General features: G+C 71.6%; 23 protein-coding genes. 12 read left to right on the top strand and 11 right to left on the bottom strand.

The window, feature by feature from the left end; genetic code table 11:
• Positions 1-31: 31 nt before the first annotated feature.
• A complete protein-coding gene (locus ACWDSL_RS22995; RefSeq protein WP_450488206.1) occupies positions 32-1,327 on the bottom strand; it encodes a D-alanyl-D-alanine carboxypeptidase family protein in 1,296 nt (431 codons plus the stop codon).
• 106 nt (positions 1,328-1,433) lie between these two features.
• Here ACWDSL_RS22995 and ACWDSL_RS22990 point away from each other — a divergent pair, with 106 nt between their 5' ends.
• Positions 1,434-1,718, top strand: coding sequence for an SCO4848 family membrane protein (locus tag ACWDSL_RS22990; RefSeq protein WP_450488204.1), 285 nt, complete (start codon positions 1,434-1,436; stop codon positions 1,716-1,718).
• A gap of 15 nt (positions 1,719-1,733) precedes the next feature.
• The gene (locus ACWDSL_RS22985) at positions 1,734-3,053 is read left to right on the top strand and encodes a metallophosphoesterase (protein WP_450488202.1); all 1,320 of its coding nucleotides are present in this window, start codon (positions 1,734-1,736) and stop codon (positions 3,051-3,053) included.
• Between the two features lie 16 nt (positions 3,054-3,069).
• Here the strand turns inward: ACWDSL_RS22985 and ACWDSL_RS22980 are convergent, their stop codons facing one another.
• Together ACWDSL_RS22980 and ACWDSL_RS22975 are read right to left on the bottom strand one after the other, a co-directional pair.
• Complete coding sequence (locus ACWDSL_RS22980) at positions 3,070-4,545, bottom strand: ATP-binding protein (RefSeq protein ID WP_450488200.1); 1,476 nt, start codon at positions 4,543-4,545, stop codon at positions 3,070-3,072.
• Between the two features lie 122 nt (positions 4,546-4,667).
• A complete protein-coding gene (locus ACWDSL_RS22975; protein ID WP_450488212.1) occupies positions 4,668-5,363 on the bottom strand; it encodes a response regulator transcription factor in 696 nt (231 codons plus the stop codon).
• A gap of 345 nt (positions 5,364-5,708) precedes the next feature.
• Here ACWDSL_RS22975 and ACWDSL_RS22970 point away from each other — a divergent pair, with 345 nt between their 5' ends.
• Positions 5,709-7,940 carry an MMPL family transporter gene (locus tag ACWDSL_RS22970; RefSeq protein ID WP_450488198.1) on the top strand — a complete coding sequence of 744 codons (2,232 nt, stop codon included), beginning with the start codon at positions 5,709-5,711 and terminating at the stop codon, positions 7,938-7,940.
• A 209-nt stretch (positions 7,941-8,149) separates the two neighbouring features.
• On the top strand, positions 8,150-9,793 hold the full coding sequence (locus ACWDSL_RS22965) for a serine/threonine-protein kinase (protein ID WP_450488197.1): 1,644 nt from the start codon (positions 8,150-8,152) through the stop codon (positions 9,791-9,793).
• A gap of 18 nt (positions 9,794-9,811) precedes the next feature.
• Here ACWDSL_RS22965 and ACWDSL_RS22960 read toward each other — a convergent pair whose 3' ends face one another.
• The 6 genes from ACWDSL_RS22960 to ACWDSL_RS22935 all read right to left on the bottom strand — a co-directional run bounded on the left by ACWDSL_RS22960 (position 9,812) and on the right by ACWDSL_RS22935 (position 15,401).
• Positions 9,812-11,152, bottom strand: a complete 1,341-nt coding sequence (locus ACWDSL_RS22960) for a VanZ family protein (protein WP_450488195.1) — start codon at positions 11,150-11,152, stop codon at positions 9,812-9,814.
• A 152-nt stretch (positions 11,153-11,304) separates the two neighbouring features.
• Positions 11,305-12,078, bottom strand: a complete 774-nt coding sequence (locus ACWDSL_RS22955; protein ID WP_450488193.1) for a succinate dehydrogenase iron-sulfur subunit — start codon at positions 12,076-12,078, stop codon at positions 11,305-11,307.
• Entirely contained in the window at positions 12,078-13,832 is a 1,755-nt protein-coding gene (gene sdhA, locus ACWDSL_RS22950; RefSeq protein ID WP_450488191.1) for a succinate dehydrogenase flavoprotein subunit, read from the bottom strand. Before sdhA ends, ACWDSL_RS22955 begins: the two co-directional genes overlap by 1 nt.
• Before the next feature lie 24 nt (positions 13,833-13,856).
• On the bottom strand, positions 13,857-14,327 hold the full coding sequence (locus tag ACWDSL_RS22945; protein ID WP_385623586.1) for a succinate dehydrogenase hydrophobic membrane anchor subunit: 471 nt from the start codon (positions 14,325-14,327) through the stop codon (positions 13,857-13,859).
• Positions 14,328-14,333: 6 nt separating this feature from the next.
• Positions 14,334-14,717 carry a succinate dehydrogenase, cytochrome b556 subunit gene (gene sdhC / locus ACWDSL_RS22940; protein ID WP_043487051.1) on the bottom strand — a complete coding sequence of 128 codons (384 nt, stop codon included), beginning with the start codon at positions 14,715-14,717 and terminating at the stop codon, positions 14,334-14,336.
• Positions 14,718-14,873: 156 nt separating this feature from the next.
• Positions 14,874-15,401 carry a 2-oxo-4-hydroxy-4-carboxy-5-ureidoimidazoline decarboxylase gene (locus ACWDSL_RS22935; RefSeq protein ID WP_450488189.1) on the bottom strand — a complete coding sequence of 176 codons (528 nt, stop codon included), beginning with the start codon at positions 15,399-15,401 and terminating at the stop codon, positions 14,874-14,876.
• 222 nt (positions 15,402-15,623) lie between these two features.
• On the opposite strand from ACWDSL_RS22935, the gene ACWDSL_RS22930 reads away from it, so the two are divergent.
• The 4 genes from ACWDSL_RS22930 to ACWDSL_RS22915 all read left to right on the top strand — a co-directional run bounded on the left by ACWDSL_RS22930 (position 15,624) and on the right by ACWDSL_RS22915 (position 20,886).
• On the top strand, positions 15,624-17,357 hold the full coding sequence (locus ACWDSL_RS22930; RefSeq protein ID WP_450488187.1) for a beta-N-acetylhexosaminidase: 1,734 nt from the start codon (positions 15,624-15,626) through the stop codon (positions 17,355-17,357).
• 376 nt (positions 17,358-17,733) lie between these two features.
• Complete coding sequence (locus ACWDSL_RS22925; RefSeq protein ID WP_450488185.1) at positions 17,734-18,768, top strand: DUF4328 domain-containing protein; 1,035 nt, start codon at positions 17,734-17,736, stop codon at positions 18,766-18,768.
• Between the two features lie 55 nt (positions 18,769-18,823).
• Positions 18,824-19,489, top strand: a complete 666-nt coding sequence (locus ACWDSL_RS22920; RefSeq protein ID WP_450488183.1) for an RNA polymerase sigma factor — start codon at positions 18,824-18,826, stop codon at positions 19,487-19,489.
• Entirely contained in the window at positions 19,489-20,886 is a 1,398-nt protein-coding gene (locus tag ACWDSL_RS22915) for a hypothetical protein (protein ID WP_450488181.1), read from the top strand. The genes ACWDSL_RS22920 and ACWDSL_RS22915 overlap by 1 nt, the downstream gene beginning before the upstream one ends.
• A 205-nt stretch (positions 20,887-21,091) precedes the next feature.
• Here ACWDSL_RS22915 and ACWDSL_RS22910 read toward each other — a convergent pair whose 3' ends face one another.
• Positions 21,092-21,976: a L,D-transpeptidase family protein gene (locus ACWDSL_RS22910; RefSeq protein WP_450488179.1), complete on the bottom strand. Its 885-nt coding sequence runs from the start codon at positions 21,974-21,976 to the stop codon at positions 21,092-21,094.
• A gap of 169 nt (positions 21,977-22,145) precedes the next feature.
• Between ACWDSL_RS22910 and ACWDSL_RS22905 the strand changes: the two genes are divergently transcribed.
• Together ACWDSL_RS22905 and ACWDSL_RS22900 are read left to right on the top strand one after the other, a co-directional pair.
• The gene (locus tag ACWDSL_RS22905; RefSeq protein WP_450488177.1) at positions 22,146-23,735 is read left to right on the top strand and encodes an acyl-CoA mutase large subunit family protein; all 1,590 of its coding nucleotides are present in this window, start codon (positions 22,146-22,148) and stop codon (positions 23,733-23,735) included.
• 180 nt (positions 23,736-23,915) lie between these two features.
• A complete protein-coding gene (locus ACWDSL_RS22900; protein WP_450488175.1) occupies positions 23,916-24,599 on the top strand; it encodes a SecDF P1 head subdomain-containing protein in 684 nt (227 codons plus the stop codon).
• A 27-nt stretch (positions 24,600-24,626) separates the two neighbouring features.
• Here the strand turns inward: ACWDSL_RS22900 and ACWDSL_RS22895 are convergent, their stop codons facing one another.
• Entirely contained in the window at positions 24,627-25,205 is a 579-nt protein-coding gene (locus tag ACWDSL_RS22895; RefSeq protein WP_450488173.1) for a helix-turn-helix domain-containing protein, read from the bottom strand.
• 46 nt (positions 25,206-25,251) lie between these two features.
• Between ACWDSL_RS22895 and ACWDSL_RS22890 the strand changes: the two genes are divergently transcribed.
• Together ACWDSL_RS22890 and ACWDSL_RS22885 are read left to right on the top strand one after the other, a co-directional pair.
• Entirely contained in the window at positions 25,252-26,091 is an 840-nt protein-coding gene (locus tag ACWDSL_RS22890) for an AzlC family ABC transporter permease (RefSeq protein ID WP_450488171.1), read from the top strand.
• Positions 26,088-26,396: an AzlD domain-containing protein gene (locus ACWDSL_RS22885; protein ID WP_450488169.1), complete on the top strand. Its 309-nt coding sequence runs from the start codon at positions 26,088-26,090 to the stop codon at positions 26,394-26,396. The genes ACWDSL_RS22890 and ACWDSL_RS22885 overlap by 4 nt, the downstream gene beginning before the upstream one ends.
• Positions 26,397-26,424: the final 28 nt, after the last annotated feature.

Here is a 26,424-nt window from a genome sequence, read left to right as displayed (position 1 = left end):
GCAGAGCGTGCTCAGCCGCGTGAGCGCGTGCTCAGCCGCGTGAGCGGCGCCGCACCAGCTCCGGCAGCGGCCACCGCCGGTGCACCGCGTACGCCACGCCGCCCAGCAGCACCAGCGAGCCGCCCGTGACACCGACTGCCGTCCACATGCCGCCCGAGCCCGAGCCGTCGTCGCCGGGCGAGACGGCCGCCTGGGCGTGGTCACCGGTCTTCTTCCCGCTGCCCCCGGCGCCGTCCGACCCGGACCCGCTCTCCAGGCCCTTGGGGCCCGGCCGGACGAGCGTGCCCACCGGCTCGACCTTGCCGGCCGACTTGAAGCCCCAGTCGAAGAGTTTCGCGCTCTCCTTGTAGACCTCGTTGCGCTCCTCCTTCTGCGGGTTCATGACGGTGACCAGCAGCACCCGGTCGCCGTGCTGCGCGACCCCGGTGAAGGTGGAGCCGGCGTGCGTCGTGTAGCCGTTCTTCACCCCGGCGATGCCCTTGTACTGCGGGACCTCGTAGCCGGTCAGCAGGCGGTTGGTGTTCTGGATCCCGAAGCTCTCGCGCTTCTTCTTCCCCTTGTTCTTCTTGTCCTTCTTGTACTCGCCGGGGAACTGTGCGGTCGCCGTCGAGCAGTACTCCCGGAAGTCCGCCTTCTGCAGCCCCGAGCGGGCGAACAGCGTGAGGTCGTACGCGCTGCTGACCTGGCCCTTCTCGTCGTAGCCGTCCGGGGTGACGACCTGCGTGTCGAGCGCGTTCAGCTGCTCGGCGTGCGCCTGCATCTCCTGGACCGTCTTCCCCTTGCCGCCGTTCATCGCGGACAACACATGCACCGCGTCGTTGCCCGAGCGCAGGAAGACACCGAGCCACAGATCGTGCACCGAGTACGTCAGGTTCTCCTTGACGCCGACCAGGCTGCTGCCCGCCCCCATGCCCGCCAGGTCGGACGGCGCCACCTTGTGCTCGCGGTCCTTGGGGAGCTTGGGCAGCACCGTGTCCGCGAAGAGCATCTTGAGGGTGGATGCGGGCGGCAGCTTCCAGTGCGCGTTGTGCGCGGCCAGTACGTCGCCGGACTCGGCGTCGGCCACCATCCAGGAGAGTCCGCTCAGCCCCTTGGGCAGCGCGGGCGCACCGCCCTTCAGCGAGACCTGGGTGCCCGCGCGGCCGAGCCGTTCGCCGCCCACGTCGGACATCTTGGCGGGCGGCTTGGGGGTGTCGTCGTCGCGGTCGGCGGTCGGCGCGGCGGCCTGAGCCGGGGCGGCGGACAACATGGCGGCCAGGAGAAGGGCGGCGGAGGCGGCCAGGGGGGCGGCGGTGCGCCGCTTGGGGGCGCGGGAGGAGGTCGGCACCCCTGTGAACGTACCGGCCGTCGAACCCCCGGGCGAAATGGCTGCGGTCTTGCGAGTGTTCGACCCGCGCGAGGTACGTCCGCCATGCGTGTTCATACTGGAAAGCATGAAGCTCAGCCGCCCCATTTCCTGGTTCCTGCTCGCCTTCGGGGTCTGGAGCTGGGCCATCTGGTTCACCTTTGTCAAAAACTTGTGGAAGGACAGCAGCGGGCTGGCTTTCGACGACGCCGGAGATCCCACCGCGTACTTTTGGGTGCATCTGCTGCTCGCGATCACCTCATTTCTCTTGGGGACGGGAATCGGCGTGATCGGGTTCCGTGGGCTGCGCGCTCTGCGCCACGAGGACGCCGCTGATGCCGCTGAAGCCGCTGAAAAACAGCAGCAGCACTGAACGGGAGGACCTGGGTTGGTCGTGCTCTTCGCCCTCGTGGCGCTTGCCGTCGTCGGCCTGCTGGCCGGTGTCCACTGGTATCTGTGGCGCCGGCTCGTCCGCGATACGACGGCGCGGGGCGGGCGCGCCCGGCGCGCCGGTACGGTCGCCGTGGTGGTGCTGCCGCTGATCAGCGTGGGCGCGCTGGTCTCCGGGCGGGCCGGGGCGCCCTTCGCCCTGCAGCAGGCCCTGGCCTGGCCGGGGTATCTGTGGCTGGCGCTGGTGCTGTATCTGACGCTCGCCCTGCTGGCTGGCGAGGCGGTACGGCCGCTGCTGCGCCGCTGGCTGGAGCGGCGCGACGCGGCCCGGTCCGGTCAGCCCGAGCCTGAGCCTGAGCCCGAGCCCCAGTTGATCGCCTCGCCCGCCGAACCGCCCGCCGACTCTCCTACGGAGCGGACGCCGGTGGCGGTGCGCACCGAGACCGAGACCGCGACCGAGACCGAGACCACGACCACAGACGCGCCGCCGCCCCCCTCCCGCCGCCTGTTCGTCGCGCGGACCGTGGCCGTCGGGGCGGCCGCCGTGGCGGCGGGCACCGTGGGGTACGGGACGTACGACGTGCTGCGCGGGCCGCGCCTGAAGCGGGTCACCGTGCCGCTGGCCAAGCTGCCGCGCCAGGCGCACGGGTTCCGGATCGCCGTGGTCAGCGATATCCACCTCGGGCCGATCCTGGGCCGCGCCCACACCCGGCGGATCGTGGAGACGATCAACCGCACCAGCCCCGATCTGATCGCCGTCGTCGGCGACCTCGTCGACGGCAGCGTCGAGGATCTGGGCCCCGCCGCCGAGCCGCTGCGCGAGCTGCGCGCCCGCCATGGGTCGTACTTCGTCACCGGCAATCACGAGTACTTCTCCGGCGCGGCCCAGTGGGTCGACCACGTACGCGAGCTCGGGCTGCGGCCGCTGGAGAACCAGCGCACCGAGCTGGGCGGCTTCGACCTCGCCGGGGTGAACGACATCGCGGGCGAGGACGAGGGCCAGGGTCCCGACTTCAAGGCGGCGCTCGGCGACCGCGATCCGGCCCGCGCCTGTGTGCTGCTCGCCCACCAGCCCGTGGTGATCCACGACGCGGTGGACCACGGCGTGGATCTCCAGCTGTCCGGACACACCCACGGCGGCCAGATGTGGCCCGGCAACTACGTGGCCGAGCTCGCGAACCCGACCGCCGCCGGACTCGAGCGCTACGGCGACACCCAGCTCTACGTCACGCGCGGCGCCGGCGCCTGGGGCCCGCCGGTACGGGTGGGGGCGCCGCCGGACATCACCGTCGTGGAGCTGGCGGCGACCCGCGCCTGACCCCCGGCAACCCACATCAGGGCGCCGTCTGCCGGGCCGCCGGCCGTCCGGCCGTGGTCGTCGTCTCAAGGCCGGCCGCCGCCCGCGCCCGATGGTGGCCGTCCGCCCGCGCCGACGGCAGGGCCACCACGACCGTCAGCCCCACGCCCGGGGCGGTGGTGACCCGTACCGTGCCGCCGTGCGCGTCGACCGCCGCCCGTACGACCGCCATGCCAAGACCGCTGCCCTCCGCGCCGCCCGTGCGGAAGAAGCGGTCGAAGATGCGCTCCGCGTCCTGCTGACCCATGCCCGGCCCCTCGTCGGCGACCCGCAGCACCCCGTATCCGCCCTCCTCGGCCACGCTCACCCGCACCCGCGCGTCGGCGGGCGTGTGGATGCGTACGTTGGCCAGCAGATTGCTGACGATCTGGTGGAGGGTCGGCTCGTCGGCGAGGACCGGGCAGTCCGCTGGCAGGCGCAGCTCGACGGGGCGGCCGGGCTGCTGGGCGCTGAGGTCGGCGGCGGCGCCGCGCGCCACGCCCGCCAGGTCGACCGGTGCGGGGAGCAGCCGGGGCCGCTGGTCGAGGCGGGCCAGGGCGAGGAGTTCGTCGACGAGCCGGGCCATCCGTTCGGCCTCGGCGTTCATCCGGGCCATCGCGCGCGCTCGTTCCGCCTCGTCCTTGAACATGCCCTTCTCGTCCAGCTGCAGATAGCCGCGGATCGCGGAGAGCGGCGTCCGCAGCTCGTGCGAGGCGTCGGCGATGAACCGGCGCAGCTGTCCGGCGGCGTGCTCGCGCGTGACGAAGGCGGTCTCCAGCTGCTGGAGCATGGCGTTGAGGGCGGTGCGCAACTGTTCGACCTCGCCGCCGCTGTGCCGGTGGCCGCGGGAGGCGACCCGGCGGGAGAGGTCGAGCCCCTGGGGGCAGCCCTCGGCGATGGCGGAGGCGGTCTCGACCATGTCCTCCAAGGGGCGCAGCCGCCGCCGCGTGCCGAAGAAGGTGGCCGCGCCCAGGCAGGCGGCCAGGGCGGCGCCGATGGTGAGCACCATCCGTACGACCTTGTGCATGGTCTGGGTGACGGCCGTGGTGGAGTTGGCCATCAGGACCAGCAGCCCGTCGGGGCCGCCCAGGCGCAGGGCGGTCACCCGGTAGCCGGTGCCGTGCGCCGTCACGTCGATGGGCTCGTCGCGGCGGGCCAGCGCGGCGGCGTCGGGGACGGCGTCGGCGAGGGCGCGCTGGGCGGCGTCCGGCGGCACCTTGCCGAACGTCGCGGCCTTGCCGTCGCGGCCGACGACGGTGAACAGGGTCCGGGTCCGGTTGGAGTGGTTCTGGTCGGCGAACTGGCCGCTCAGGTCGGCGATCGCGGCGATGGCCGCTATCTGGTCGCTGCTCAGCCCGGTCCGCTGGAGCCCGTTGCGGGAGGCGATGAGATCGTTGTCGATGTTGGCGACCATGTAGTGCCGGATGCCCATGGTGCTGACCCACAGCGCGGCGGCGATGCCGAGCGTCAGCATGGCGATGATGCTGAGCGTCAGCTTGGCCCGTAGCGTCGCGCGCTGATGCCGCTCCTTCCGCCGGCACCTCCCGCACCCCCAGCACCAGCACTTCACGCCCCAGCACTTCACGCCCCAGCACTTCACGCCGGCTCCACGGGCCGCAGACCGTAGCCGACGCCCCGCCGGGTGCGGATCAGCGGCGGCCCCAGCGGGTCGAGTTTGCGCCGCAGATAGCTGATGTACGTCTCGACGACCGTGGATTCGACGGGCTGCTCGTACCGCCATACGTCCCGCAGCAGCTGCTCCTTGGGCACGATCCGGTCCGCGTGCCGCACCAGATGGCGCAGCAGCGCGAACTCGGTCGGGGTCAGATCCGCGCTGCGCCCGCCGCGCCGCACCGTGTACGTGGCCTCGTCGAGCTCCATGTCACCGTGGCGCAGCACCGGGGGCCGGGGCGGCGGCGGGGCGTCCGGGTCCGGGCCCGGCGGGCGGGTGCGGCGCAGCACGGCCCGGATCCTGGCGACCACCTCGTCGACGTTGAACGGCTTGGTGATGTAGTCGTCGCCGCCGAGGGCGAGGCCGCGCACGATATCGGCGGGGGCGTCGCGCGCGGTGAGGAAGACGACCGCCAGATCGGCGCGTTCGGCGCGCAGCACCCGGCACACATGGCGCCCGTCGCCGTCGGGCAGGGCGATGTCGAGCAGGACGGCGTCCGGGCGCGCCTCGCGGGCGAGTTCCACGGCGGCCCGCGCGCTGCCCGCGCACACCACCGAGAAGCCGTGGAAGCGCAGGGTGATGGCGAGCACGTCCGCGATGCTCGGCTCGTCCTCGACGATCAGGACGGTGGCGCTGCCAGGACTGCCAGGGCTGCCAGGGCTGCCGGGGCTGCCGACGCTGCCAGGACTGCCAGGGCTGCCAGGGCTGCCAGGGCTGCCAGGGCTGCCAGGGCTGCCAGGGCTGCCGACGCTGCCAGGGCTGCCGGGGTTGCCGTTGGGGTCTGCGGCACTCATCTCCCCAGTATCGGTCGCAAAATTGCGCGATCCCATGGGGAAGCCTGGGAGCTTCTTGTGAGTCCGGGGCCGGTCGCCCTGCCGCCCTACCCCCGCGGCCGAGCCTTGGTGCGTACCTCGGGGACGTACGCCAGAACATCACGAGAACACGAGAAACAGGGGGCGGAACGCATGGCGGCATGGGCACGGTGGTGCCTCAGACACCGGCTGGTGGTGCTTCTGCTGTGGGTGGGGGCGCTGTTCGGCACGGCCGTCGCGAGCGGGGTCGCGGGCAGCGCGTACGCGAACGTCTTCGGCTTCCCGGGGACCGAGTCCTCGCGGGCCATGGAGCGCATGGAGAAGGCGTTCCCGCAGCGCGCGGGGGACACCGACAGCGTGGTGTGGGAGGTGGATCAGGGCAAGTCGGTCAAGGATCCGGCCGTACGGGAGCGGATGTCGGCGGCGCTCGCCGATATCGGGAAGCTGCCCGAGGTGGGCACGGTGGTCAGCCCGTACGAGCCCGAGGGCGCGCGGCAGATCAGCGAGAACGGGCGGATCGCCTACGCCGAGGTGACCTTCACCAAGCAGGCGTTCGAGCTGCGGAAGGAGAACATCCAGAAGGTTGTCGACCGGGCCGAGGAGGCGCGTACCGGCGGGCTGCGGGTGGAGCTCGGCGGGCAGGCCATCGAACAGACGCAGGAGCCCCCGGCCGGGCTTTCGGAGGCGGTGGGCATCGTCGCGGCGGCCGTCGTGCTCTTCCTCGCCTTCGGATCGCTGTTCGCGATGCTGCTGCCGCTGCTCAACGCCATCTTCGCGGTGGGCACCGGCCTGTCCGGGCTGATCCTGCTCAGCCATGTCGTCGATCTGCCCGATGTGGCGCCGCTGATGGGCAGCCTGATCGGGCTCGGCGTCGGCATCGACTACGCGCTGTTCATCGTCACCCGGCACCGCAAGGGCCTTCGGGCGGGCCTGGATCCGGCCGAGTCCGCGATGCGGGCGCTGGACACCTCCGGCCGCGCGGTGCTGTTCGCGGGCGGCACGGTGTGTATCGCGCTGCTGGCGATGTTCTCGCTGGACCTGAGCTTCCTCAACGGCGTCGCGATCGCCGCGACGCTCACCACCCTGCTCAGCGTGGCGGCCGCGGTCACCCTGCTGCCCGCGATGTTCGGCTTCCTCGGGCACCGGGTGCTCAGCCGCAAGGAGCGGCGGGCCCTGGCGGAGGAGGGGCCGCGGGAGGGCGAGAAGCCCGGCGGGCGGGCGGTGCGCTGGGCCTCGTTCGTGGAGCGCCGGCCCAAGGTGCTGGCCGCGGTCGCGCTCGTCGTGATGGCGGTGCTCGCGATCCCCACGCTCTCGCTCCGGCTGGGCACCAACGACCAGGGCAACCAGCCCGAGTCGCAGACCACCCGCAAGGCGTACGACCTGCTGGCTGAGGGGTTCGGGCCCGGCTTCAACGGGCCGCTGCTGATGGTCGCGGACGTCTCCGGCGGGGCGGCCGAACAGCGGGCGCTGGACGGTCTGGTGCGCCGGGTGAACGGCACCGAGGGCGTGGTGCGAGCCGTACGGCTGCCCGCCCCGCCCGGAACGGCCAAGGACACGGCGGTGGTGCAGGTGGTGCCGACCACCTCGCCGCAGTCGGAGAAGACCGACCGGCTGATCGACAGGTTGCGCGACGACATCGTGCCCGCGGCCGAGCGGGGCACCGCGCTCGAGGTCGACATCGGCGGTGCCACGGCCATCCAGAAGGACTTCGCGTCGGTCATCGGCGAACGGCTGCCGCCGTTCATCGCGCTGATCGTCGGTCTTGGCGCGCTGCTGCTGCTCGTGGCGTTCCGCAGCGTGGTGGTGCCGCTGACGGCCGCGGTGATGAACCTGATCGCGGCGGCCGCGTCCTTCGGCGTGCTGGTGGCGATCTTCCAGTGGGGCTGGGGCATGGACCTGCTGGGCCTGGGCAAGGAGGGGCCGATCATCTCCTTCCTGCCGGTGATCATGCTGCCGCTGCTGTTCGGGCTGTCCATGGACTACCAGGTCTTCCTGGTCAGCCGGATGCACGAGGAGTGGGTGCACACCAAGGACAACGCGCGGGCGGTACGGGCCGGGCTCGCCGACACCAGCCGGGTCATCAACTGCGCGGCGCTCATCATGATCTGCGTGTTCTCCTCGTTCATCCTCAGCGGCGACCGGGGCGGCGTCATGGCCGGGCTCGGGCTCGCGGGCTCCGTGGCGCTGGACGCGTTCATCCTGCGCATGGTGCTCGTACCGGCCCTGATGCAGCTGATCGGCCGGGCCAACTGGTGGCTGCCGCGCGCGATCGACAAGCGGCTGCCGCATCTGGCGGTCGACCCGCCGGACCGCCCGTACCCGGGGGTCGCCCCGGGAGCCTCGCCGGAGTCCGAGGGAGAACGGGAGCTGGTGGCGGAGCGCTGAGTTCACGCGCGGGCGGGGGCGCTTCCGGGAACCGGGAGCGCCCCCGCGCCGTATGGTGATGGTGGTCGACGTCCGCCGATCCATCGGCCAAGCGGCGCCGCCCACAGGGGGGTTGGGATGACGGGTTACGACAGAAGATGACGGGTTACGACAGAAGCGGAGAAGGGCTTGCGCCGGGAGGCCGGGTCGGGCCCTATCGCATCCTGTCGGTGCTCGCCGACGGGGGCATGGGGCGGGTGTATCTGGCCCGCTCATCACCCGGTGGCCGGTTGGCCGCGCTCAGGACGATCCGTGCGGAGGGGCCGGTCGGCGACGCCGCCCGGCAGCGGTTCGCGCATGAGGTGACGCTCGCCAGGCGGGTCGCGGGCATCTACACCGCCAACGTGGTGGACGCCGACCCCGCGGCCGAGGTGCCGTGGCTGGCCACCGAGTACATCGCGGCGCCTTCCCTGGCCCATCTGGTCGAGACCTGTGGGCCGCTGCCCGTCCGCGCGGTGCGGTGGGTGGCCGCCGGGGTCGCCGAGGCGCTGGTGAACGTGCACGCGGCGGGGCTTGTGCACCGGGACGTCAAGCCCTCCCATGTGCTGCTGCCCGAAGGCGGTCCGCGCGTGATCGACTTCGGTGTCCCGCACGCCGTCGACCTGACCCGGACCACGGCCACGCCGGGGACGATCGCCTTCACCTCGCCCGAACAGGCCCGGGGCGAGGAGAGCGGCGCGGCGTCCGATGTCTTCTCCCTCGGGGCGACGATGTTCTATCTCGCGGTCGGCCGCCCCCCGTACGCTCCCCCGTACGCCGAGGCCGGCGAGGTTCCCCAGCTGCTGGGGCGGGTCGCCCAAGGGCGGCTCGACCTGACCGGCCTGCCCGCTGAGCTCGACGGCCTCGTACGCCGCTGTTTGGCGGCCGACCCGGCCGACCGGCCGTCGCCGCGGGAACTGCTCGGGGCCCTGGCCGCTGAGTTGGACGAGTCGGCCACGGCCACGGCCTCGGACGACCCGGCCTGGCTGCCGCCGAGTTGGTTACGGGCCATCGACGCCTTCCGGGAGCGCGGCACGCCGGGCGGTTCCTGGGACCTGATGCAGCCCGGCGAAACACCGTGGCCGGCGGAGGCCGACGTACTCCAGGACGTACGGACCGCGCCGGTGCGGAAGACCGCGGTCGCGGTCGCCGCGGTCGTCGTGGGCCTCGGTGTCGTGGCGGCGGTGCTGATGTTCGGCGGCGTGATGTCCGACGACGGGGACAAGCCGAAGGCGCGGGCGGGCGGCAGCACATCGCCATCGCAGAGCACACTGCCATCGCAGAGCACGTCGCCGTCGCCGCCGCCGTCGCTGTCGCAGGGTTCGGCGAGTTCCACGCGTACGGCGGACACGGCCGGGGAGCCCGCGCTGCTGACCGGCGAGTGCACCGATGTCTTTCATGACGGCAGCGCGTGGTTTCCCGCCGACCAGGCCCCGGGGCCGGTCGACTGCGCGGCCGACGACGCCTACTACAAGGTGGTCGACCGCGCGGAGGAGCGCGAGGGGCTGGACTGTTCGGAGACCTGGCAGATCGAGTGGAAGCCGGCCGAAGCGGAACGGCCGGCGCTGTGCATGGAGCGCGTCTACCGGGTTGGGCAGTGCTTCCCGCTGCGTACGGACTCGTCGAGCGACGAGATCGTCGAGGCGCGGGTCGGCGCCCGGACGCCGTGTGCGAGGCAGATCCCCTTCACCGGCCGCGGCTGGCTGAAGGCGCGGATCTTCAAGGTGCTCGGAGGCCAGGACGAGGTCTACGCGGACGCCTGCGGCGATGACCTCGGGACGTACACGGTGATCGTCAGGCCCGGTGAACTCGCCCTCTGCGCCCGCGAGGCATGAACCGGGCCTGACCCGGACTCAGACGCTGGTGAGCGTCTTCTCTCGCGGGGCGGTTGCGCTCACGGCGACGGGGCCGGTCCCGACGGGGCCGGGGACGGCGACGGGGGCGGGGACGGCGACGGGGGCGGGGACGGTGACGGCGACCGGGACGGCCACCGCGCCGCGGGGGCGACGGGCGCGGGTGTGCGGCAGAGCCTCGTTGCGGAGCCCTGACAGGGTCTCGTGCGGGCCGAGCCCATCGGGGTGCCGCAGCGTCCGACGCCCGTACGCCACCAGCAGCGCGACGCCCAGCATCGGGACGAACGCCTGCTCGGGCGAGGACGCCACGAGGTACACCGCGTCCTCCCCGTTCGCCTGAGCGGTGTGGAGAAGGCCGGGCAGCGACGGCTCGAAGAGCAGCACCGCCGCCGCGAACGACAGCCCCGCCAGCAACGGCAGCGCGGCCACGCCGAGCACCAGCGCCCGTACCGCCAGCCGCCAGAGGGGGAGCGCCCCGCCGGCGCCGTCCGAGGGGACCACCCGCAGCAGCAACAGCCGCTTGCCGGGCGTCGCCCCGGTCAGATACGGCAGGACGACGAACCACCCGGCGAAGGCCGCGATCGGCACCCACAGCACGAGGTCCGTCGCGTCGTAAAGGACCGTGCCCACCGCGAGGGCGAGAAGCGTCGCCGCCGCATACCCGACGAGGTCGACCACCAGCGCCGTCAGCCGCCGCCCGAACGGCACCGGGTGGCGCGCCAGCGCCCGCCCGTCCAGCGTCTCCAGCGTGGGCAGCCGCCGCGCCACGGGCCCGGCCAGGACCCAGCCGAGCATCGCGCCCGAGGTGTTGACGATCAGATCGTCCACGTCGAAGAGCCGGTACGGGCATGCGTACAGGCCCCACACCCCGCTCCACTGCGTCAGCTCGAAGAACAGCGAGGCGCCGAAGCCGAGGGCCGCGGTGGCCCGCAGCCCCTGCCGGAAGTGATAGCGCAGGAAGATCCCGAGCGGCAGGAGCAGCAGCAGGTTGAAGAGGGTTCCGGCGACGGCGGGGTTCTGCAGGACCAGCGCGTTGACGCCGACCTTGCCGTGCGCCTCCTTCCAGATGTCGCCGAAGGTGTTGCCGGGGATCAGCTGCGGGTCGGCGACCGCGGCGAATCTGCTGCACATGTCCGCGGACTGCCTGGGCAGCGGGACGACCGTCATGCAGAACGCGCTCAGCGCGTAGTACAGGAACCCGTGCAGCGACAGGGCCCGCCCCCGCGACATGACGCCGTGCCTGCGGTACAGCGCGACGGCCGTCGGCAGGAACAGGGCCAGCGCGAGGAGGGGGAACAGCGCCGCGGCGGTCTTGATCGGCAGCAGATACGCATCGGTCATGCGGAGCACTATACACACCACGTATACACCGCGTGTATAGATGCAAAGGCGCACCCAGGGAGCCCTGTTGGCATACGACGTGTTGGCATACGACGAGGGCCCCGCTTCCCGGGCGGGAAGCGGGGCCCTCGGTAGACCCACGACCAGGGGGCTCAGAAGCGCCGCGTGATCAGCGCGCGCTTCACCTCCTGGATGGCCTTGGTGACCTCGATGCCACGCGGGCAGGCCTCCGTGCAGTTGAAGGTGGTGCGGCAGCGCCAGACGCCGTCCTTGTCGTTCAGGATCTCCAGGCGCTGCTCACCGCCCTCGTCGCGCGAGTCGAAGATGAAGCGGTGCGCGTTGACGATCGCCGCCGGGCCGAAGTACTGGCCGTCGTTCCAGAACACCGGGCACGAGGAGGTGCACGCGGCGCACAGGATGCACTTGGTGGTGTCGTCGAAGCGCTCGCGGTCCTCGGCGGACTGCAGACGCTCGCGCGTCGGCTCGTTGCCCGTGGTGATCAGGAAGGGCATCACATCGCGGTAGGCCTGGAAGAACGGATCCATGTCCACGACCAGGTCCTTGAGGACCGTGAGGCCCTTGATGGCCTCGATCGTGATGGGCTTCTCAGGGTTGATGTCCTTGATCAGCGTCTTGCAGGCGAGCCGGTTGCGGCCGTTGATCCGCATGGCGTCGGAGCCGCAGATGCCATGGGCGCAGGAGCGGCGGAAGGTCAGGGTGCCGTCCAGATCCCACTTGATCTTGTGAAGCCCGTCGAGGACGCGCTCCTTGGGGTCGATGTCGATCTGGAAGTCCTCCCAGAACGCATCGGCCGCGACCTCCGGGTTGAACCGGCGGATCCGGAAGGTGACCGTGACCAGGTGCGAAGCGGTGGCCTCGGCCGCCTCCGGAGCCTCGGCGGGCTTGTCAAGCGTCGGGGTGCTCATCAGTACTTACGCTCCATCGGCTGGTAGCGGGTCTGCACGACCGGCTTGTAGTCGAGGCGGATGGACTCGGAACCGTTCGCGCCCACCTCGCGGTACGCCATGGTGTGGCGCATGAAGTTGACGTCGTCGCGGTTCGGGTAGTCCTCGCGGTAGTGGCCGCCGCGCGACTCCTTGCGGGCCAGCGCGGAGACGGCCATGACCTCGGCCAGGTCGAGCAGGTTGCCCAGCTCGATCGCCTCGAGAAGGTCGGTGTTGAACCGCCTGCCCTTGTCCTGGACGCTGATGTTCTTGAAGCGCTCGCGCAGGTGGCCGATCTCCTCGACGGCCTCCTTCAGCGTCTGCTCGGTGCGGAAGACCATGACGTTCTTGTCCATGGTCTCCTGCAGCGCCTTGCGGACCTCGGCGACCCGCTCGCTGCCGGTGGCGTTCCGCAACCCCTCGACCTGGCCCTGGACGAACGTGGCCGGGTCGTCGGGGAGCTCGACGAAGTCGTTCCCGGCGGCGTACTCCGCGGCGGCGATGCCGGCCCGGCGGCCGAAGACGTTGATGTCGAGGAGCGAGTTGGTGCCCAGGCGGTTGGCGCCGTGTACGGAGACACAGGCGACCTCGCCCGCCGCGTACAGGCCCGGCACGACGGTGTCGTTGTCGGACAGCACCTCACCCAGGACGTTGGTCGGGATGCCGCCCATCGTGTAGTGCGCGGTCGGCTGGATCGGGATCGGGTCCGTGTAGGGCTCGATACCCAGGTACGTCCGGGCGAACTCGGTGATGTCGGGCAGCTTGGCGTCCAGCTGCTCCGGCGGCAGGTGGGTGAGGTCCAGGTAGACGTGGTCGCCCTCGGGACCGCAGCCGCGGCCCTCCCGGATCTCGGTGTAGATGGAGCGCGAGACCACGTCGCGGGAGGCGAGGTCCTTCATGACCGGCGCGTACTTCTCCATGAAGCGCTCGCCGTCCTTGTTGCGCAGAATGCCGCCCTCACCGCGGGCGCCCTCGGTGAGCAGAATGCCCATGCGCCAGATGCCGGTCGGGTGGAACTGGAAGAACTCCATGTCCTCCAGCGGCAGCCCGCGCCGGTAGGCGACCGCCTGGCCGTCACCGGTCAGGGTGTGGGCGTTGGAGGTCACCTTGAAGAACTTGCCGCAGCCGCCCGAGGCGAAGACGACGGCCTTCGCCTGGAAGACATGGAGCTCGCCGGTCGCCAGCTCGTACGCCACCACACCCGCGGTGCGCTGGACGCCGTCGACCTCGGTCAGCAGCAGGTCCAGGACGTAGAACTCGTTGAAGAACTCCACGCCCTCCTTGACGCAGTTCTGGTACAGCGTCTGGAGGATCATGTGGCCGGTGCGGTCCGAGGCGTAGCAGGACCGGCGGACCGGGGCCTCGCCGTGGTTACGGCTGTGGCCGCCGAAGCGGCGCTGGTCGATGGTGCCGTTCGGGGTCCGGTTGAACGGCAGGCCCATCTTCTCCAGGTCGAGGACCGAGTCGATGGCCTCCTTCGCCAGGATCTCGGCGGCGTCCTGGTCGACCAGGTAGTCGCCGCCCTTGATCGTGTCGAAGGTGTGCCACTCCCAGTTGTCCTCCTCGACGTTCGCGAGGGCGGCGGCCATGCCGCCCTGGGCGGCGCCGGTGTGGGAGCGGGTCGGGTAGAGCTTGGTGAGCACCGCGGTGCGGCTGCGCTTCGTCGACTCGATGGCCGCGCGCATCCCGGCGCCGCCGGCGCCGATGATGACGGTGTCGTACTTGTGGATCTTCATGAGTGGATACCTCAGCCCCGGGGCCTAGCGGATGTTCGGGTCGAAGGTGAAGATCACCAGGGTGCCGAGCACAATGGTGAATCCTGCCGCCGTGTAGAGCAGCCCCTTCAACCACAGGCGGGTGTTGTCCCGCTCCGCGTAGTCGTTGATGACCGTACGCAGGCCGTTCGCGCCGTGCAGCGTGGCGAGCCAGAGCATGATCAGGTCCCATGCCTGCCAGAACGGCGAGGCCCAGCGGCCGGCCACGAAGGCAAAGCCGATCTTGGATACGCCGCCGTCGAGGACCAACTGGATGAGCAGATGGCCCAGGACGAGCACGACCAGCAGGACGCCGGACAGCCGCATGAACAGCCATCCGTACATCTCGAAATTGGTGCGGGTCGCCTTCGGCGTCTTACGGGTACGGGCGCGCGGCGGCTCGATGAGCGGCGCGGGGTGGTCCACGTCGTACATGTGGACACTGTCGTTCACGGGGGTGGTGGTCTCGGCAGACATCGTCCGTCAGCCCTTCCCGAACAGCTCGCGCAGGGTGTGCTGCAGGATCGGGTAGAAGGCACCCGCCATCAGCACGACCCAGATACCGACAACGCTCCACAGCATCTGCTTCTGGTACTTCGGGCCCTTCGACCAGAAGTCCACGGCGATGACGCGCAGGCCGTTGAGAGCGTGGAACAGGATGGCGGCCACCAGGCCGTACTCCATCACGTTCACGATCGGATTCTTGTACGTCGCCACGACGTCGTCGTAGGCCTCGGGCGATACGCGAACGAGCGAGGTGTCCAGCACGTGGACGAACAGGAAGAAAAAGATGAGGACGCCGGTGACTCGATGAGCCACCCAGGACCACATGCCTTCCCGGCCGCGATACAGCGTTCCAGCCGGCACGGAAAACCCTCCGGAAACGGGGATTGGGGCCTGCCGGCTTCTGTCGGTCGGGCCCGGCCGGGTATGGTCCACCGGCCCTGGCCATCGTAGCGACGTGTTGTCGGTTCGCTCGCCCGGGGGGCTTCAGTGTGATCGATCAGGCACGTCCGGCCTATGTCAGGCGGGGTGGAACCGTTTGATTCCGGACATCCGAGATTGGCCCGCGATCAGCCGCGCGAGCCGGCCGCGCGCGATACGCCGCAGCTCGTCGGCCGCCTTGACCCGCTCGGCGTCCCGCTCGTTGTCCAGTCGGGTATGTATTTCGGCCAGCACCCGATTGCGCATTTCGTCGGGGTGAAGGTCATCCAGACAGATCACGAAGACATGTCCGAAGCGGCGCTCGTACTCCGCGTGGGCGGCCCGCAGCGCGGTATGCGCGGCCAGCGCCCCCGGCCCGGCCATGGGGCTGCCGGCCGGCAGCTGCCCCACCACCGCCTCGTCGGCCAGGGCCTCGTCGAGGTCGGCGGGGGTGAGGTCATAGCTGGCCTCGTCGCCGGCCGCGAGCAGCGCGTCGAGATCCGGATAGGGGCGGTGCGCCACGAGCAGCCGGGCCCAGCGGCGGCTGCCACAGCAGGCGAGCAGTACGTCCTCGGCGGCACCGGCGGAGGCGGCGTTGAGGCGGGCGAGGCGGGCGGTGGACAGCATGGGCTCCTTGGACACGTGTGTTCGAAGGGGCGATGCGGGAGGGGTGGAGTGGGAGGGGTGGAGTGGGAGATAACGGGCACACGGGGTTGAAGTAGTGCGATCGGCAGTTCAAGGTAACGATATGTGTCAGTCGCTGCCCGGGGGATGTGCGAAATTCACCCAGAAGTGGAGGTTTCGCGGCGTGCGGTGGACGCTGCGGGGCCGGAACCGGAGGTCAGCGCCATGGGACTGCCGTATATAAGGCGGCCAGGGCGACAGACGGCCGACCGCGCGAGCGCCACCCGCCGTGCGAGCGCCCCCCGCCGCGCGGGCACCCCCGTCGTCACGGCCGTCGCCATCACGGCCGTCACGGCCGTCGCCCTGGTCACCGGCTGCCAGCAGCAGAGCGGCGAAGGCGGGCACCCGGCCACCACCGGCCACCGCCCGACCAGCACCGCAAGCCCCACCCCGACCACCCGCCCCCCGGCCACCCGGAGCCCCCGCCCCACCACCACCCCGCCCCGGCCACCGGCCAGCCCGACACCACTCCCCGCCGCGCCCCGCACCATCCCGTCCGTCCGGCACTTCGTCCCCGCGGCCGGCCCCGGCTGGCGGCCCGGCGCGGGCAGCCGCGTCGTCACCAACACGCGCGGCCCGCTCGCCGACGAGGCCGTGCTGATCGCCCGTGAGCTGGGCCTTCGCGTCAGCTCGGGCCCGGCGCGCCGTGGCGACCTGGAGCTCGCGCTGAACCCCAAGCAGAGCGGCGGCCGCGAGGCGTACATCCTCACCGTGCGCGGCGGCCTGGCCCGGATCACCGGCTCCGCCGACGCGGGCGTCTTCTACGGCACCCGCACCGTCAAGCAGGCGCTGCGCTCCGGGGGCCGGGTGCCGCAGGGCGTCATCCGCGACGCCCCGGACCGCTCACAGCGCGGCCTCAACCTCGACATCGCGCGTAAGTACTACTCGCCCGCGTGGATCGAGGCCCGGCTGCGCGAGATGGCCGATCTCAAGCTCAACCAGCTCGGTCTGCACTTCTCCGACGACCAGGCCTTCCGTATCCAGAGCTCCACGCATCCGGAGATCGTCGCCCCGCAGCACCTCACCAAGCAGGAGGTGCGCCGGATCGTCGGCCTCGCCCAGAGCCTGCACATCACCGTCGTCCCCGAGATCGACTCGCCCGGCCACCTCGGCGCCGTCATCCGCGCGCACCCCGCGCTCCAGCTGCGCACCGCGAGCGGGTCCGCGTTCCGCGGCGCCGTGGACATCTCGAACCCGGCCGCCGCACGCATCGTGGACGATCTGATGCGCGAATTCGCGCCACTCTTCCCCGGTCCGTACTGGCATCTGGGCGGTGACGAGTACGGCGCGCTGATGTCGCGGAACCCCGAGGCCACCTATCCGGCCCTGGCCACGGCCGCCCGGCTGGCCTACGGGCCGCGGGGGCGCATCCAGGACCTGGCCACCGCATGGCTCAACGCCCGCGCCGCGGTCGCGCGCGAGCTGGGCAAGCAGCCCAAGGCGTGGAACGACGGCTTCTTCTCCGGCGGCGTCGTCACCCCCGACCGTTCCATTCAGGTCGAGTACTGGACGGGCCGCGAGGCCGGGGCCAGACCACCGGTGGAGTATCTGCGCGAGGGGCGCACGGTGGTGAACCTCAACGACGAATACCTCTATTACGTGCTGGGGCAGCCGAACAACTTCCGTTACCCGACCGGCGAACGTATATACGAAGAGTGGTCCCCGGCGGTGCTGCGCGGCACCACGCCCGTCCCCGACCCGTCGCTGACCGGACCCGCCCGGGTGCCGGGCGCACGCTTCGCGGTGTGGAGCGACATCGCCGGCGCGCAGACGCAGGCACAGGTGGCCAGCGGCATCAGGCTGCCGCTCGCGGCGCTGGCCCAACGGCTGTGGGATCCCGGGAAACCGGCCCTGAGCTGGAAGAATTTCGTCGCGCTCTACGACCGGCTGACGACGTGAGCTCCGCGGCCCCCTGAACGGGCCCTCGCCCGGACCTCAAGAACGGGCCCTCGCGCAAAGGAAGGACGGTCGGGGCCGCCACCCCCCACAGGAGAGGCCCCGACCGTCGTCCGGTGCGGGCCCGCGAAGGACCCGTACTCCCTACAGCGTCGCACGCCCCGAATCCGTCACACCTCCCGCGGACGAGATCGAGACCGGACCGAGGCACCCGGGCCGGGTCCGAGGCCCGGTACGGCTCTGGACGTGACCGGTCGAATCCCCGTAACGTGCAGGTCCGCGCTGTGGGCGCGGTGTTGTTTATTCCTTGCGTGGCCGAAAAGGGGCCACGTTTTCAGGGGGACTCCAAAAAATGTATCCGTGCGGGAACTGCCGCGCCGTGGCCGTCGGCCCCGACGGGCGCTGCGCAGCATGCGGGACCTACCAGCAACAGCTCGATCAGCAGCCACCCCAGCAGCCTCAGCCGTATGCCCCTCCCCAGCAGGGGCCCATACCGGCCGCGCCGCCGCTCGCCTACCCGGCCGCCCCGGGTATGGGGATGCCGGCCGGAGGCGTGGATCTGCGGCGCGGGCTGTCCACCACACTGGTGGTGCTCTTCGGTGTGGCGATCCCCTCCCTCATCTTGCTTCTTGTGGCGCGCGGCGACCAGTACGGCGTCATCGGGGACATGCTCGACGGCTCGTTCGTGTCCGTGAAGGACCTCGAAGACGCCGACGACTTCTATACGGGCGCGGCGGCCATCTACTTCTGCCTCATGGTCGCGATCGTGATCGTATGGGCCATCTGGTTCCGCCGGCTGCGGCTGAACGCCGAGGTGTTCGCCCCCGGGCAGCACCGGTTCAGCAGCGGCTGGGCAGCGGGCTCCTGGTTCACCCCGGTCGTCAACCTCTGGTTCCCCAAGCAGATCGCCAACGACATCTGGCGGGCCAGCTCCCCCCAGGGGCCGCACAATGTGCGCCGCGGACTGCTCAACGGATGGTGGGTGACCTGGATCGTCGGCTTTGCCGCCAACGCCATCGGCACGATCCGGTACAACACGCTGCGGAGCAAGGTCGAGAGCGACACCTACCGGCCGAGCCTTTCGGAGGCCAGGAGCGACCTCGACGCCCTGCACAGCATCCTCGCGCTCGATATGTTCGCGGTCGTCGTCTTCATCGCCGCGGCCATCCTCGCGCTGCTGCTCGTCCGCCAGATCACCGCGATGCAGGAGCAGCGCGCCTCGCTCCCGCCGCAGGCCGGGGGAGCCGACCCGTACGGGATGCCGGCCACTCCCTACGGCACGCCTGCCGCTCCCTACGGCACGCCTGCCCCGCCCTACGGCACGCCTGCCCCGCCCTACGGCACGCCGCCCACACCTCCCTACGGCCCGCCCGGTCCGGCGAACCAGCAGTACCCGCCCTATGGCCACGGCTAGCCTCGGCTACGGCATCGTTGGACCTCCGTTTCTCCGAGTGGGGCAGGTAGAGGGCGTGCAGGGGGACGACGCGGAACTGACCGCCGCGGTGCGCGCGGCGCAGGACGGAGACGAGACCGCTTTCCGGACCGTGTACCGGGCGGTCCACCCTCGCCTCCTCGGGTACGTACGGACGCTGGTCGGCGACGGCGACGCGGAGGACATCACCTCCGAGGCGTGGCTGCAGATAGCCCGCGATCTGGAGAGGTTCAGCGGCGACGCCGACCGCTTCCGCGGCTGGGCCGCGCGGATAGCCCGGAACCGGGCGCTCGACCACATACGGATGCGTGGGCGGCGCCCGGCGATCGGCGGCGACGAGACCGAACTGGAGGGCCGGGCGTCCGACGCGGACACGGCGGACCAGGCGCTGGAGGCGCTGGGCACCGGCCGAGCCCTCGGGCTCGTCGCCCAGCTGCCGCACGACCAGGCCGAGGCGGTGGTGTTGCGGGTGGTCCTCGGGCTCGACGCCAAGAGCGCGGCCGCGGTGCTCGGCAAACGCCCCGGCGCGGTGCGCACCGCCGCCCACCGGGGCCTGCGGCGTCTGGCCGACCTGCTCGACGCGGGGAACGGGGCCGAACAAGGGGTGCTGGACGGGATCCCGCTGCAGCGGGAGTCACGCAGAGGGACCGCGAGGTCCGCTGGTGTGACGGATTCCGGCGCTCCGACGCAGAAGGACATGTGATGGCCGACGACCACCGCTACAGCTGGCTGGATGACGATGCGGCGGAGCGGTTGCTTCGTGGTGAGCCGGCCTGGATGCAACCCAGCGACCTCGAAGCCGGGCAGAACGGCGGGCAGACCGCCGAACAGACCGCCGAACGGAACACCGGACGGAACACCGGACAGGACACCGGACGGAACGGCTGGTCGAGCCAGTCGCGGAGCGAAGCGGAGCGGTTGGCCGCCGTGCTCGACGCCGTGGCCGAGCTGTCCCGCCCGACAGCGGCGGACGGCACCCTCGACGGGAAGCCCCTGCCGGGCGAGGAGGCCGCGCTGGCCGCGTTCCGCGCGGTACGGGCCGAGCAGGCGGAGCAGACGGCGCGGGCTGGGAAGGCAGGCCGGGTCGGCCGGGCGACGCTGCGCAGCGTACGGTTCGGCGCCGACGGCGGCTCGAGACCCCGCGGGACGTTCCGGATGGCGGGCCCGTCGGACGGTCAGGCGCGGCTGCGCAGACCGCTGCACATGGGACTGGTCGCCGCGCTGGCCGGCTGCGCGCTCAGCGGATTCGCGGTCGCGACGGCCGCGGGCGTGCTGCCCTTCGGACCGCAGGACAGCGCGCCTGGCCCCTCGGTGAGCATGCCGGCCGACACCAGCGGGACGCCGGCCGAGCCCAACATCTCCCCGGACGGCACGACGCCCGGAACCGGAGGATCGGCCGACAACGATGCCAGCGGCGGGGCCTGGTACGGCTCCGGCGGCTCGTCGACGTCACCCGGCCAGAGCCATGAGGCCGAGGGGGGCACGGACGGCAAGGGCGAGGGGAACAACGGCAAGGACGACCCCTCGGCGCCGGATTCGAACGCGGGCGGCTGGGTGCTCGACGTCTGCCGCGACTATCTGGCGGCCGAGGGCGGCGATGCCGAGGCCGTCGACGTCAAGGACCTGCTCAAACTGGAGAAGAGAGCGGGCAGTGCGGCCGGGATCCACGGCTACTGCGTCGCGGTCGTCAACAACGCGGGCACCAGCGAAGGCACCCCACGCAGCGGCGACAACAACGGCGACAACAGTGGGGGCGGGTCCGGCGACGGCGGCCAGGGCGGCGACTCGGGCAGCGGCGACTCGGGCAGCGGCGACAACGACAACGGAGGTGGCGGCGACCCGGGAAAAGAGGACGGGGGCACAGGCACTGACAACGCCCCCGCGCCTCCGCCACCTCCTCCGCCACCCCCGTCCGGCCCTTCTGACCCCGCTGACCCTTCTGACCCTTCAGACCCCTCCGACCCGGTGACCGCCGACCCGACCTCGACCGTCGACAACGCGACCGAGAGCGCCGACGACGTGGCCGGTGACAGCACCGGTGACGGCGCCGGCGACACCGCCGGCGGTGTGGCGGACGACGCCACCGGCTCGGCCCACTGAGGGTTCGGAAACAGGGTGTGACGTTTTTTTCGGCGGTGACGCTGTAAGAAACGGGCCGACTGGTCATCGGCCGGCGCGCGGGAGCCGAGGTTCCCCCCGTACCGACGGCTCCGCGCATATGGCGCGGGCAGGGCACGTTCCCCCGGCCCTGCCCGCGCCCTTCTCTTTGGGCCTACATGTGGCCTGCTTGTGGCCTACGTGTGGCCTACTTGTAGACCACGACCTTGTCACCCGCCCGGACCTGGTCGAAGAGTTTTGCGATCTTGGCCTTGTCCCGTACGTTGACGCAGCCGTGCGAGGCGCCGCTGTAGCCACGGGCGGCGAAGTCCGCCGAGTAGTGCACCGCCTGACCGCCGCTGAAGAACATCGCGTACGGCATGGGGGTGTGGTAGATCGTCGAGACGTGGTCGCGGCTCTTGAAGTCGACCTGGAACTGCCCTTCCCGCGTCGGGGTGTACTGCGAGCCGAACCGCACATCCATCGCCGAGACGACCTTGCCGTTGACCATCCAGGCCAGCGTCCGGCTCGTCTTGCTGATGCACAGCGCCCGCCCGGTCATACAGCGCGGATCGGGCTTGGCGAGCGGGTTGGTGGTCGGCGGGTACAGCTCGTCGCGCGTGGGCCGCTTGGTGGCCGTGCGCAGCGAGTTCCAGGTGCGGCGGTCGACCGAGCCGGTGGCCGACAGGCCGTGGCCGCGCTGATAGGCCAGCACCGAGGAGCGGGTGACCGTGCCGTAGTAGCCGGTCGGGTTGCGGCCGAAGAGACCGAGCGCGCGCAGCCGCGCCTGTAACTCGCGCACCCGCTCACTGCTCGTCCCGAAGGCGATCACGGCGGCGGGCGCCGGTGGGGCGGTCCGCTGCGGTGGCACGGCCCGGTGCGTGGGACGTGGCTTGTACGTCGGCTTGTGCCAGGTCCTGTGCGGCCGCGGCTTCGCCGGCGCCGCATGGGCGGGCGCGCTGTGGCTCGTACGCACCTCCGGCCTCGCCCGCGCATGTCCGGTGTCGGCCATGTCCTGCTGTTTGCATCCTGTGACCAGCGTCGCCACCGCAGCCGTGGCGAGCGCCGTACCAGCGATCGATATCCGGTGCATCCTCCCCAACCCCCCAGTCCCGTCTGTGCCCCGGTCGTGTGTTCGCAGTTCGCTGTCGCTATCCGTCTTCCATGCTTCCCGGGGCTGCCGCCCGGCGAACATCGGCGCATGCTGTGAGGAAGGCTCTTTCCCCAGTGGTGGCCACCGGACCGGCAGGAGACGTGAACCCATGGCGCGCGATTCGGAGTCCGGCTTCCCCATCGAGCCGGTGTACGGGCCCGAGGCGCTGGCCGGCCGGGACCCGGAGGAGGCGCTGGGCGAGCCGGGCGTATACCCGTACACCCGCGGGGTCTACCCCTCCATGTACACCGGCCGCCCCTGGACGATGCGCCAATACGCGGGCTTCGGCACCGCCGCCGAGTCCAACGCGCGCTACCGCCGGCTCATCGAGCACGGCACGACGGGCCTGTCCGTCGCCTTCGACCTGCCCACCCAGATGGGCTATGACTCCGACGCCCCGCTCGCCCACGGCGAGGTCGGCAAGGTCGGCGTCGCCATCGACTCGATCGAGGACATGCGGACGCTGTTCGCCGGCATCCCGCTGGACCGCGTATCGACCTCCATGACCATCAACGCCCCCGCGGCCCTGCTGCTCCTGCTCTACCAACTCGTCGGCGAGGAGCAGGGCGTGGCGGCCCGGGATCTGACCGGGACCATCCAGAACGACGTGCTCAAGGAGTACATCGCGCGCGGCACCTACATCTTCCCGCCGGGCCCCTCGCTGCGGCTCGTCGCGGACGTCTTCAAGTACTGCCGGGCCGAGATCCCCCGCTGGAACACCATCTCCATCTCCGGCTACCACATGGCCGAGGCGGGCGCCTCGCCCGCGCAGGAGATCGCCTTCACGCTGGCCGACGGCATCGAGTACGTCCGTACGGCCCTCGCCGCGGGCATGGCGGTCGACGACTTCGCCCCCCGCCTGTCATTCTTCTTCGTCTCCCGTACGACGCTTCTCGAAGAGGCCGCCAAATTCCGGGCGGCGCGCAGGATCTGGGCACGGGTCATGCGCGAGGAGTTCGGCGCCCGCGACCCGAGGTCGCAGATGCTGCGCTTCCACACCCAGACGGCGGGCGTCCAGCTCACCGCCCAGCAGCCCGAGGTGAATCTGGTGCGGGTCGCGGTCCAGGGGCTCGCCGCGGTCCTCGGCGGCACCCAGTCCCTGCACACCAACGCCTACGACGAGGCCATCGCGCTGCCGACCGACAAGTCCGCCCGCCTCGCGCTGCGCACCCAGCAGGTGCTGGCCCTCGAGACGGATGTGACGGCCACGGTCGACCCGCTGGCCGGTTCGTACGCCGTCGAATCGCTGACCGACGCCGTCGAAGCCGCCGCCCTCGATCTGCTGCGGCGGGTCGAGGACCTGGGCGGCGCCGTGGCCGCCATCGAACAGGGCTTCCAGAAGGAGGAGATCGAGCGCAACGCCTACCGCATCGCCCAGGAGACCGACGCGGGCGATCGGGTGGTCGTCGGCGTGAACCGCTTCCGGCTGGAGGAGGAAGAGCCGTACGAGCCGCTGCGCGTGGACCCGGCCATCGAGGAACAGCAGCGGAACCGCCTGGCGAAGCTGCGCGCCGAGCGCGACCGTACGGCGGTGGGCGCGGCGCTGTCCGCGCTCAAGAAGGCCGCCGAGAGCGAGGCGGGGGCGGCGAACGTCCTCTACCCGATGAAGGACGCGCTCGCCGCCCGCGCCACGCTGGGGGAGGTCTGTGATGCGCTGCGGCACGTATGGGGTACGTATGTCCCCGCCGCTGCCTTCTGAGTCGTTGTCTTCTGAGTCGTTGTCTACTGAGTCGTCGTCTTCTGAGTCGTCGTCTTCTGAGTCGCTGCCTTCTGAGTCGATGTCTTCTGACCGGGGCTCTTCTGACTGGGGCGCGGTTTCTGGTCTACTTTCAGGACCGACTTGAGGCCACAGGGTTCAGAACCACGGGGGGCAGGGCCGATGAGGACCGGATGGGTGCGGGCGGGGGGCGTTGCGGTGGCGGGGCTGCTGCTGACGGCGTCGGCCGCGACGGGGTGTGACGACGGCGGCAGTGACGGCGCGGGTGAGAGGGGCGGCGCCATCGGCGGGGCTTTCGACCCGCCGAAGAAGGGAGACGGCGAGGGCGGCAGCGCCGTGGGCGGCGTGGTGAGCGGGCCGCCGGTGAAGTTCCTCCCGGTCGAGCGGGAGGAGCCCGGGGCCTGCCCGAGCGGTGCCGCCGACGCGTACACGGACACGCCGACCGGCAAGACGGGCGGGGCGACCGGGACGGGCGGGACGGCGACAGGCGGGACGGCGACGGGCGGGGCGACCGAGGCCGCGCCGTCGTGCCTTTACCTCGATCCGGACGGCGGGATGACCGTGCGCCGGACCGAGTCGGCGAAGGCGACCTTGGACACTCAGTACGCCAATGGCTTCATCGTGACCATCGACCTCGCCGACGCGGACGCCAAGCGTTTCGGCGAGCTGACGGGCAAGGTCGCCCAGGAGCAGCCCCCGCGGAACCGGATCGCGATGGTGCGCGGCGACAAGCTGCTGTCCGCCCCGACCGTCGCTTCCGCCATTCCCGGGGGCGAGGTCCAGATCACCGGGTCGTTCGACCGGGACGAGGCGGAGCAGCTGGCGCGGGACCTGGGCGGCGGCTGAGCGGGCGGGCCGCCGAGACGTCTGCGGCTAGTTGTGCTCCATGGTCAGGGTCAGGGCGGTGCCGGGTTCGAGGGCCTGGCAGATATGCGGGGCGTCGCCGGGATAGGCGATGTAGTCGCCCGGCCCCAGCTCGACCGGCTCCTCGCTGGGGCCGATGAGCACACGCCCGGTGTTGACCACCGCGTGTTCCACGGTGCCCGGCTGATGCGGATCGGATTCCCGGGGCGGGCCGGGCTCCACCTGTACGAGGTAGATGTCCCGGCGGGCGTTCGGCGGGCTGGAGGCCAGCAGGGTGGCCACATAGTTCGAGCGCTCGGACGGCACCGCGATGCCCTCGCCGTGGCGCAGCACGGTCACCGGGGGACGCGGCGGGTCGACCAGCCTGCTGAACGGCACGTCGAGCGTGACGCTGATCGCCCAGAGCGTCTCCACGCTGGGGTTGCCCGCGCCTGACTCCAGCTGGGACAGCGTGGACTTGGCGATTCCGGCGCGTTTGGCCAGCTCGGACAGGGACAGCCCGGCCCGGCCGCGCTCTTTGCGGATCGAGGCCGCGATCCGTTCCAGCGGGGGGCGGGGCGACTGGGCTCGTTCGCTCTGTCGGTCCATACGTTCTCCTTGACGAACGGCCGATGGTTTGTTCACCATACCGTCCATGCGTTCGCTATGGAAAACACTTGATCCCCCGCTGCTTCGCGATATCGGGATGGTGGGTGTCGCCATCGGCGTCGTGGGCGTGTCCTTCGGGGCGATCGCCGTCTCCCGCGGCGAACCGGCCTGGGTGCCGCTCACCATGTCGCTGACGGTGTTCGCCGCCGGGGCGCAACTCGCCGCGCTGGACATCGCGCTGGGCGGCGGCGGAACGGCCGCCGCCGTGGCCGCCGGGCTGGTGCTCAACGCCCGGCTGCCGCTGTTCGGCCTGGCCGTCGCCGATGTGCTGGGCGGCGTACGGTGGCCGGCCCGGCTGCTGGGCAGCCATGCGCTGGTCGACCAGTCGGCGGCGTTCGCCCTGGCACAGCGCGAACCGGCGCGGCGCAGAGCCGCGTTCTTCGTCTGCGGCGCGCTGCTGTACGCGATGTGGAACCTCGGCACCCTGCTGGGCGTGGTGGCCGGACGGGCCATGGGCGATCCGGGCGCGCTGGGCCTGGACGCGGCCGAGCCGATGGTCCTGCTGGCCCTGGTCCTCCCGGCGCTGCGCGAGCCGCGCACCCGCCGGGCCGCGCTGCTCGGCGCCGCGATCGCCCTGGGCAGCACGCCGTTTCTGCCCGGCGGGCTGCCTGTGTTGGTGGCCCTGGTGGGGGTGGCGGCCGCGGCGGGCGGCGGCACCGACGGATCGTATGGCGCAGGCGGGACCCGTGGACCGGGCGGGTCCCATGACACCGGCGGGTCCCATGACACCGGCGGGTCCCATGACACCAGCGGGTCCCATGACACCGGCGGGTCCCATGACACCGGCGGGTCCCATGGCGCGCCGGGGGCGGAGGGCCGCGCATGACTGCGCTGACCGTACTGCTGCTGGCCGTCGGCACCTACGGGCTCCGGCTGTCCGGCCCGCTGCTCTCGGACCGGGTCGAACTGGGCGAACGGGCCCGGCGGCTGCTCTCCGTATCCGCGACCGTGCTCCTGTGCGCGCTGGTCGCCACCTCCTCCCTCACCGCCGACCACGCCTTCGCCGGCTGGGCCCGGCCCGCCGGGGTGCTGGTGGGCGGGGCGCTGGCGGCCCGGCGGGCGCCGTTCCTCGCCGCGGTGGTGGCGGCAGCGGCGACCACCGGGGCGCTTCGGTGGCTCGGGGCGGCCTGAGCCGGGACGAGGGGGTTGGCCCGTCGCG

This window comes from Streptomyces sp. NPDC000941 (assembly GCF_053599555.1).
The sequence above is the reverse complement of the archived record's forward strand: the minus strand, read 5'-3'. Positions and strand labels throughout refer to the sequence as shown.

Coding starts and splice junctions, on each gene's coding strand:
- ACWDSL_RS22990 (WP_450488204.1), top strand. CDS start 1,434: ATGAAGCTCAGCCGCCCCATTTCCTGGTTCCTGCTCGCCTTCGGGGTC.
- ACWDSL_RS22980 (WP_450488200.1), bottom strand. CDS start 4,545: ATGCTGACGCTCGGCATCGCCGCCGCGCTGTGGGTCAGCACCATGGGC.
- ACWDSL_RS22970 (WP_450488198.1), top strand. CDS start 5,709: ATGGCGGCATGGGCACGGTGGTGCCTCAGACACCGGCTGGTGGTGCTT.
- ACWDSL_RS22960 (WP_450488195.1), bottom strand. CDS start 11,152: ATGACCGATGCGTATCTGCTGCCGATCAAGACCGCCGCGGCGCTGTTC.
- ACWDSL_RS22955 (WP_450488193.1), bottom strand. CDS start 12,078: ATGAGCACCCCGACGCTTGACAAGCCCGCCGAGGCTCCGGAGGCGGCC.
- sdhA (WP_450488191.1), bottom strand. CDS start 13,832: ATGAAGATCCACAAGTACGACACCGTCATCATCGGCGCCGGCGGCGCC.
- ACWDSL_RS22945 (WP_385623586.1), bottom strand. CDS start 14,327: ATGTCTGCCGAGACCACCACCCCCGTGAACGACAGTGTCCACATGTAC.
- ACWDSL_RS22935 (WP_450488189.1), bottom strand. CDS start 15,401: ATGCTGTCCACCGCCCGCCTCGCCCGCCTCAACGCCGCCTCCGCCGGT.
- ACWDSL_RS22930 (WP_450488187.1), top strand. CDS start 15,624: ATGGGACTGCCGTATATAAGGCGGCCAGGGCGACAGACGGCCGACCGC.
- ACWDSL_RS22915 (WP_450488181.1), top strand. CDS start 19,489: ATGGCCGACGACCACCGCTACAGCTGGCTGGATGACGATGCGGCGGAG.
- ACWDSL_RS22910 (WP_450488179.1), bottom strand. CDS start 21,976: ATGCACCGGATATCGATCGCTGGTACGGCGCTCGCCACGGCTGCGGTG.
- ACWDSL_RS22905 (WP_450488177.1), top strand. CDS start 22,146: ATGGCGCGCGATTCGGAGTCCGGCTTCCCCATCGAGCCGGTGTACGGG.
- ACWDSL_RS22900 (WP_450488175.1), top strand. CDS start 23,916: ATGAGGACCGGATGGGTGCGGGCGGGGGGCGTTGCGGTGGCGGGGCTG.
- ACWDSL_RS22895 (WP_450488173.1), bottom strand. CDS start 25,205: ATGGACCGACAGAGCGAACGAGCCCAGTCGCCCCGCCCCCCGCTGGAA.
- ACWDSL_RS22890 (WP_450488171.1), top strand. CDS start 25,252: ATGCGTTCGCTATGGAAAACACTTGATCCCCCGCTGCTTCGCGATATC.
- ACWDSL_RS22885 (WP_450488169.1), top strand. CDS start 26,088: ATGACTGCGCTGACCGTACTGCTGCTGGCCGTCGGCACCTACGGGCTC.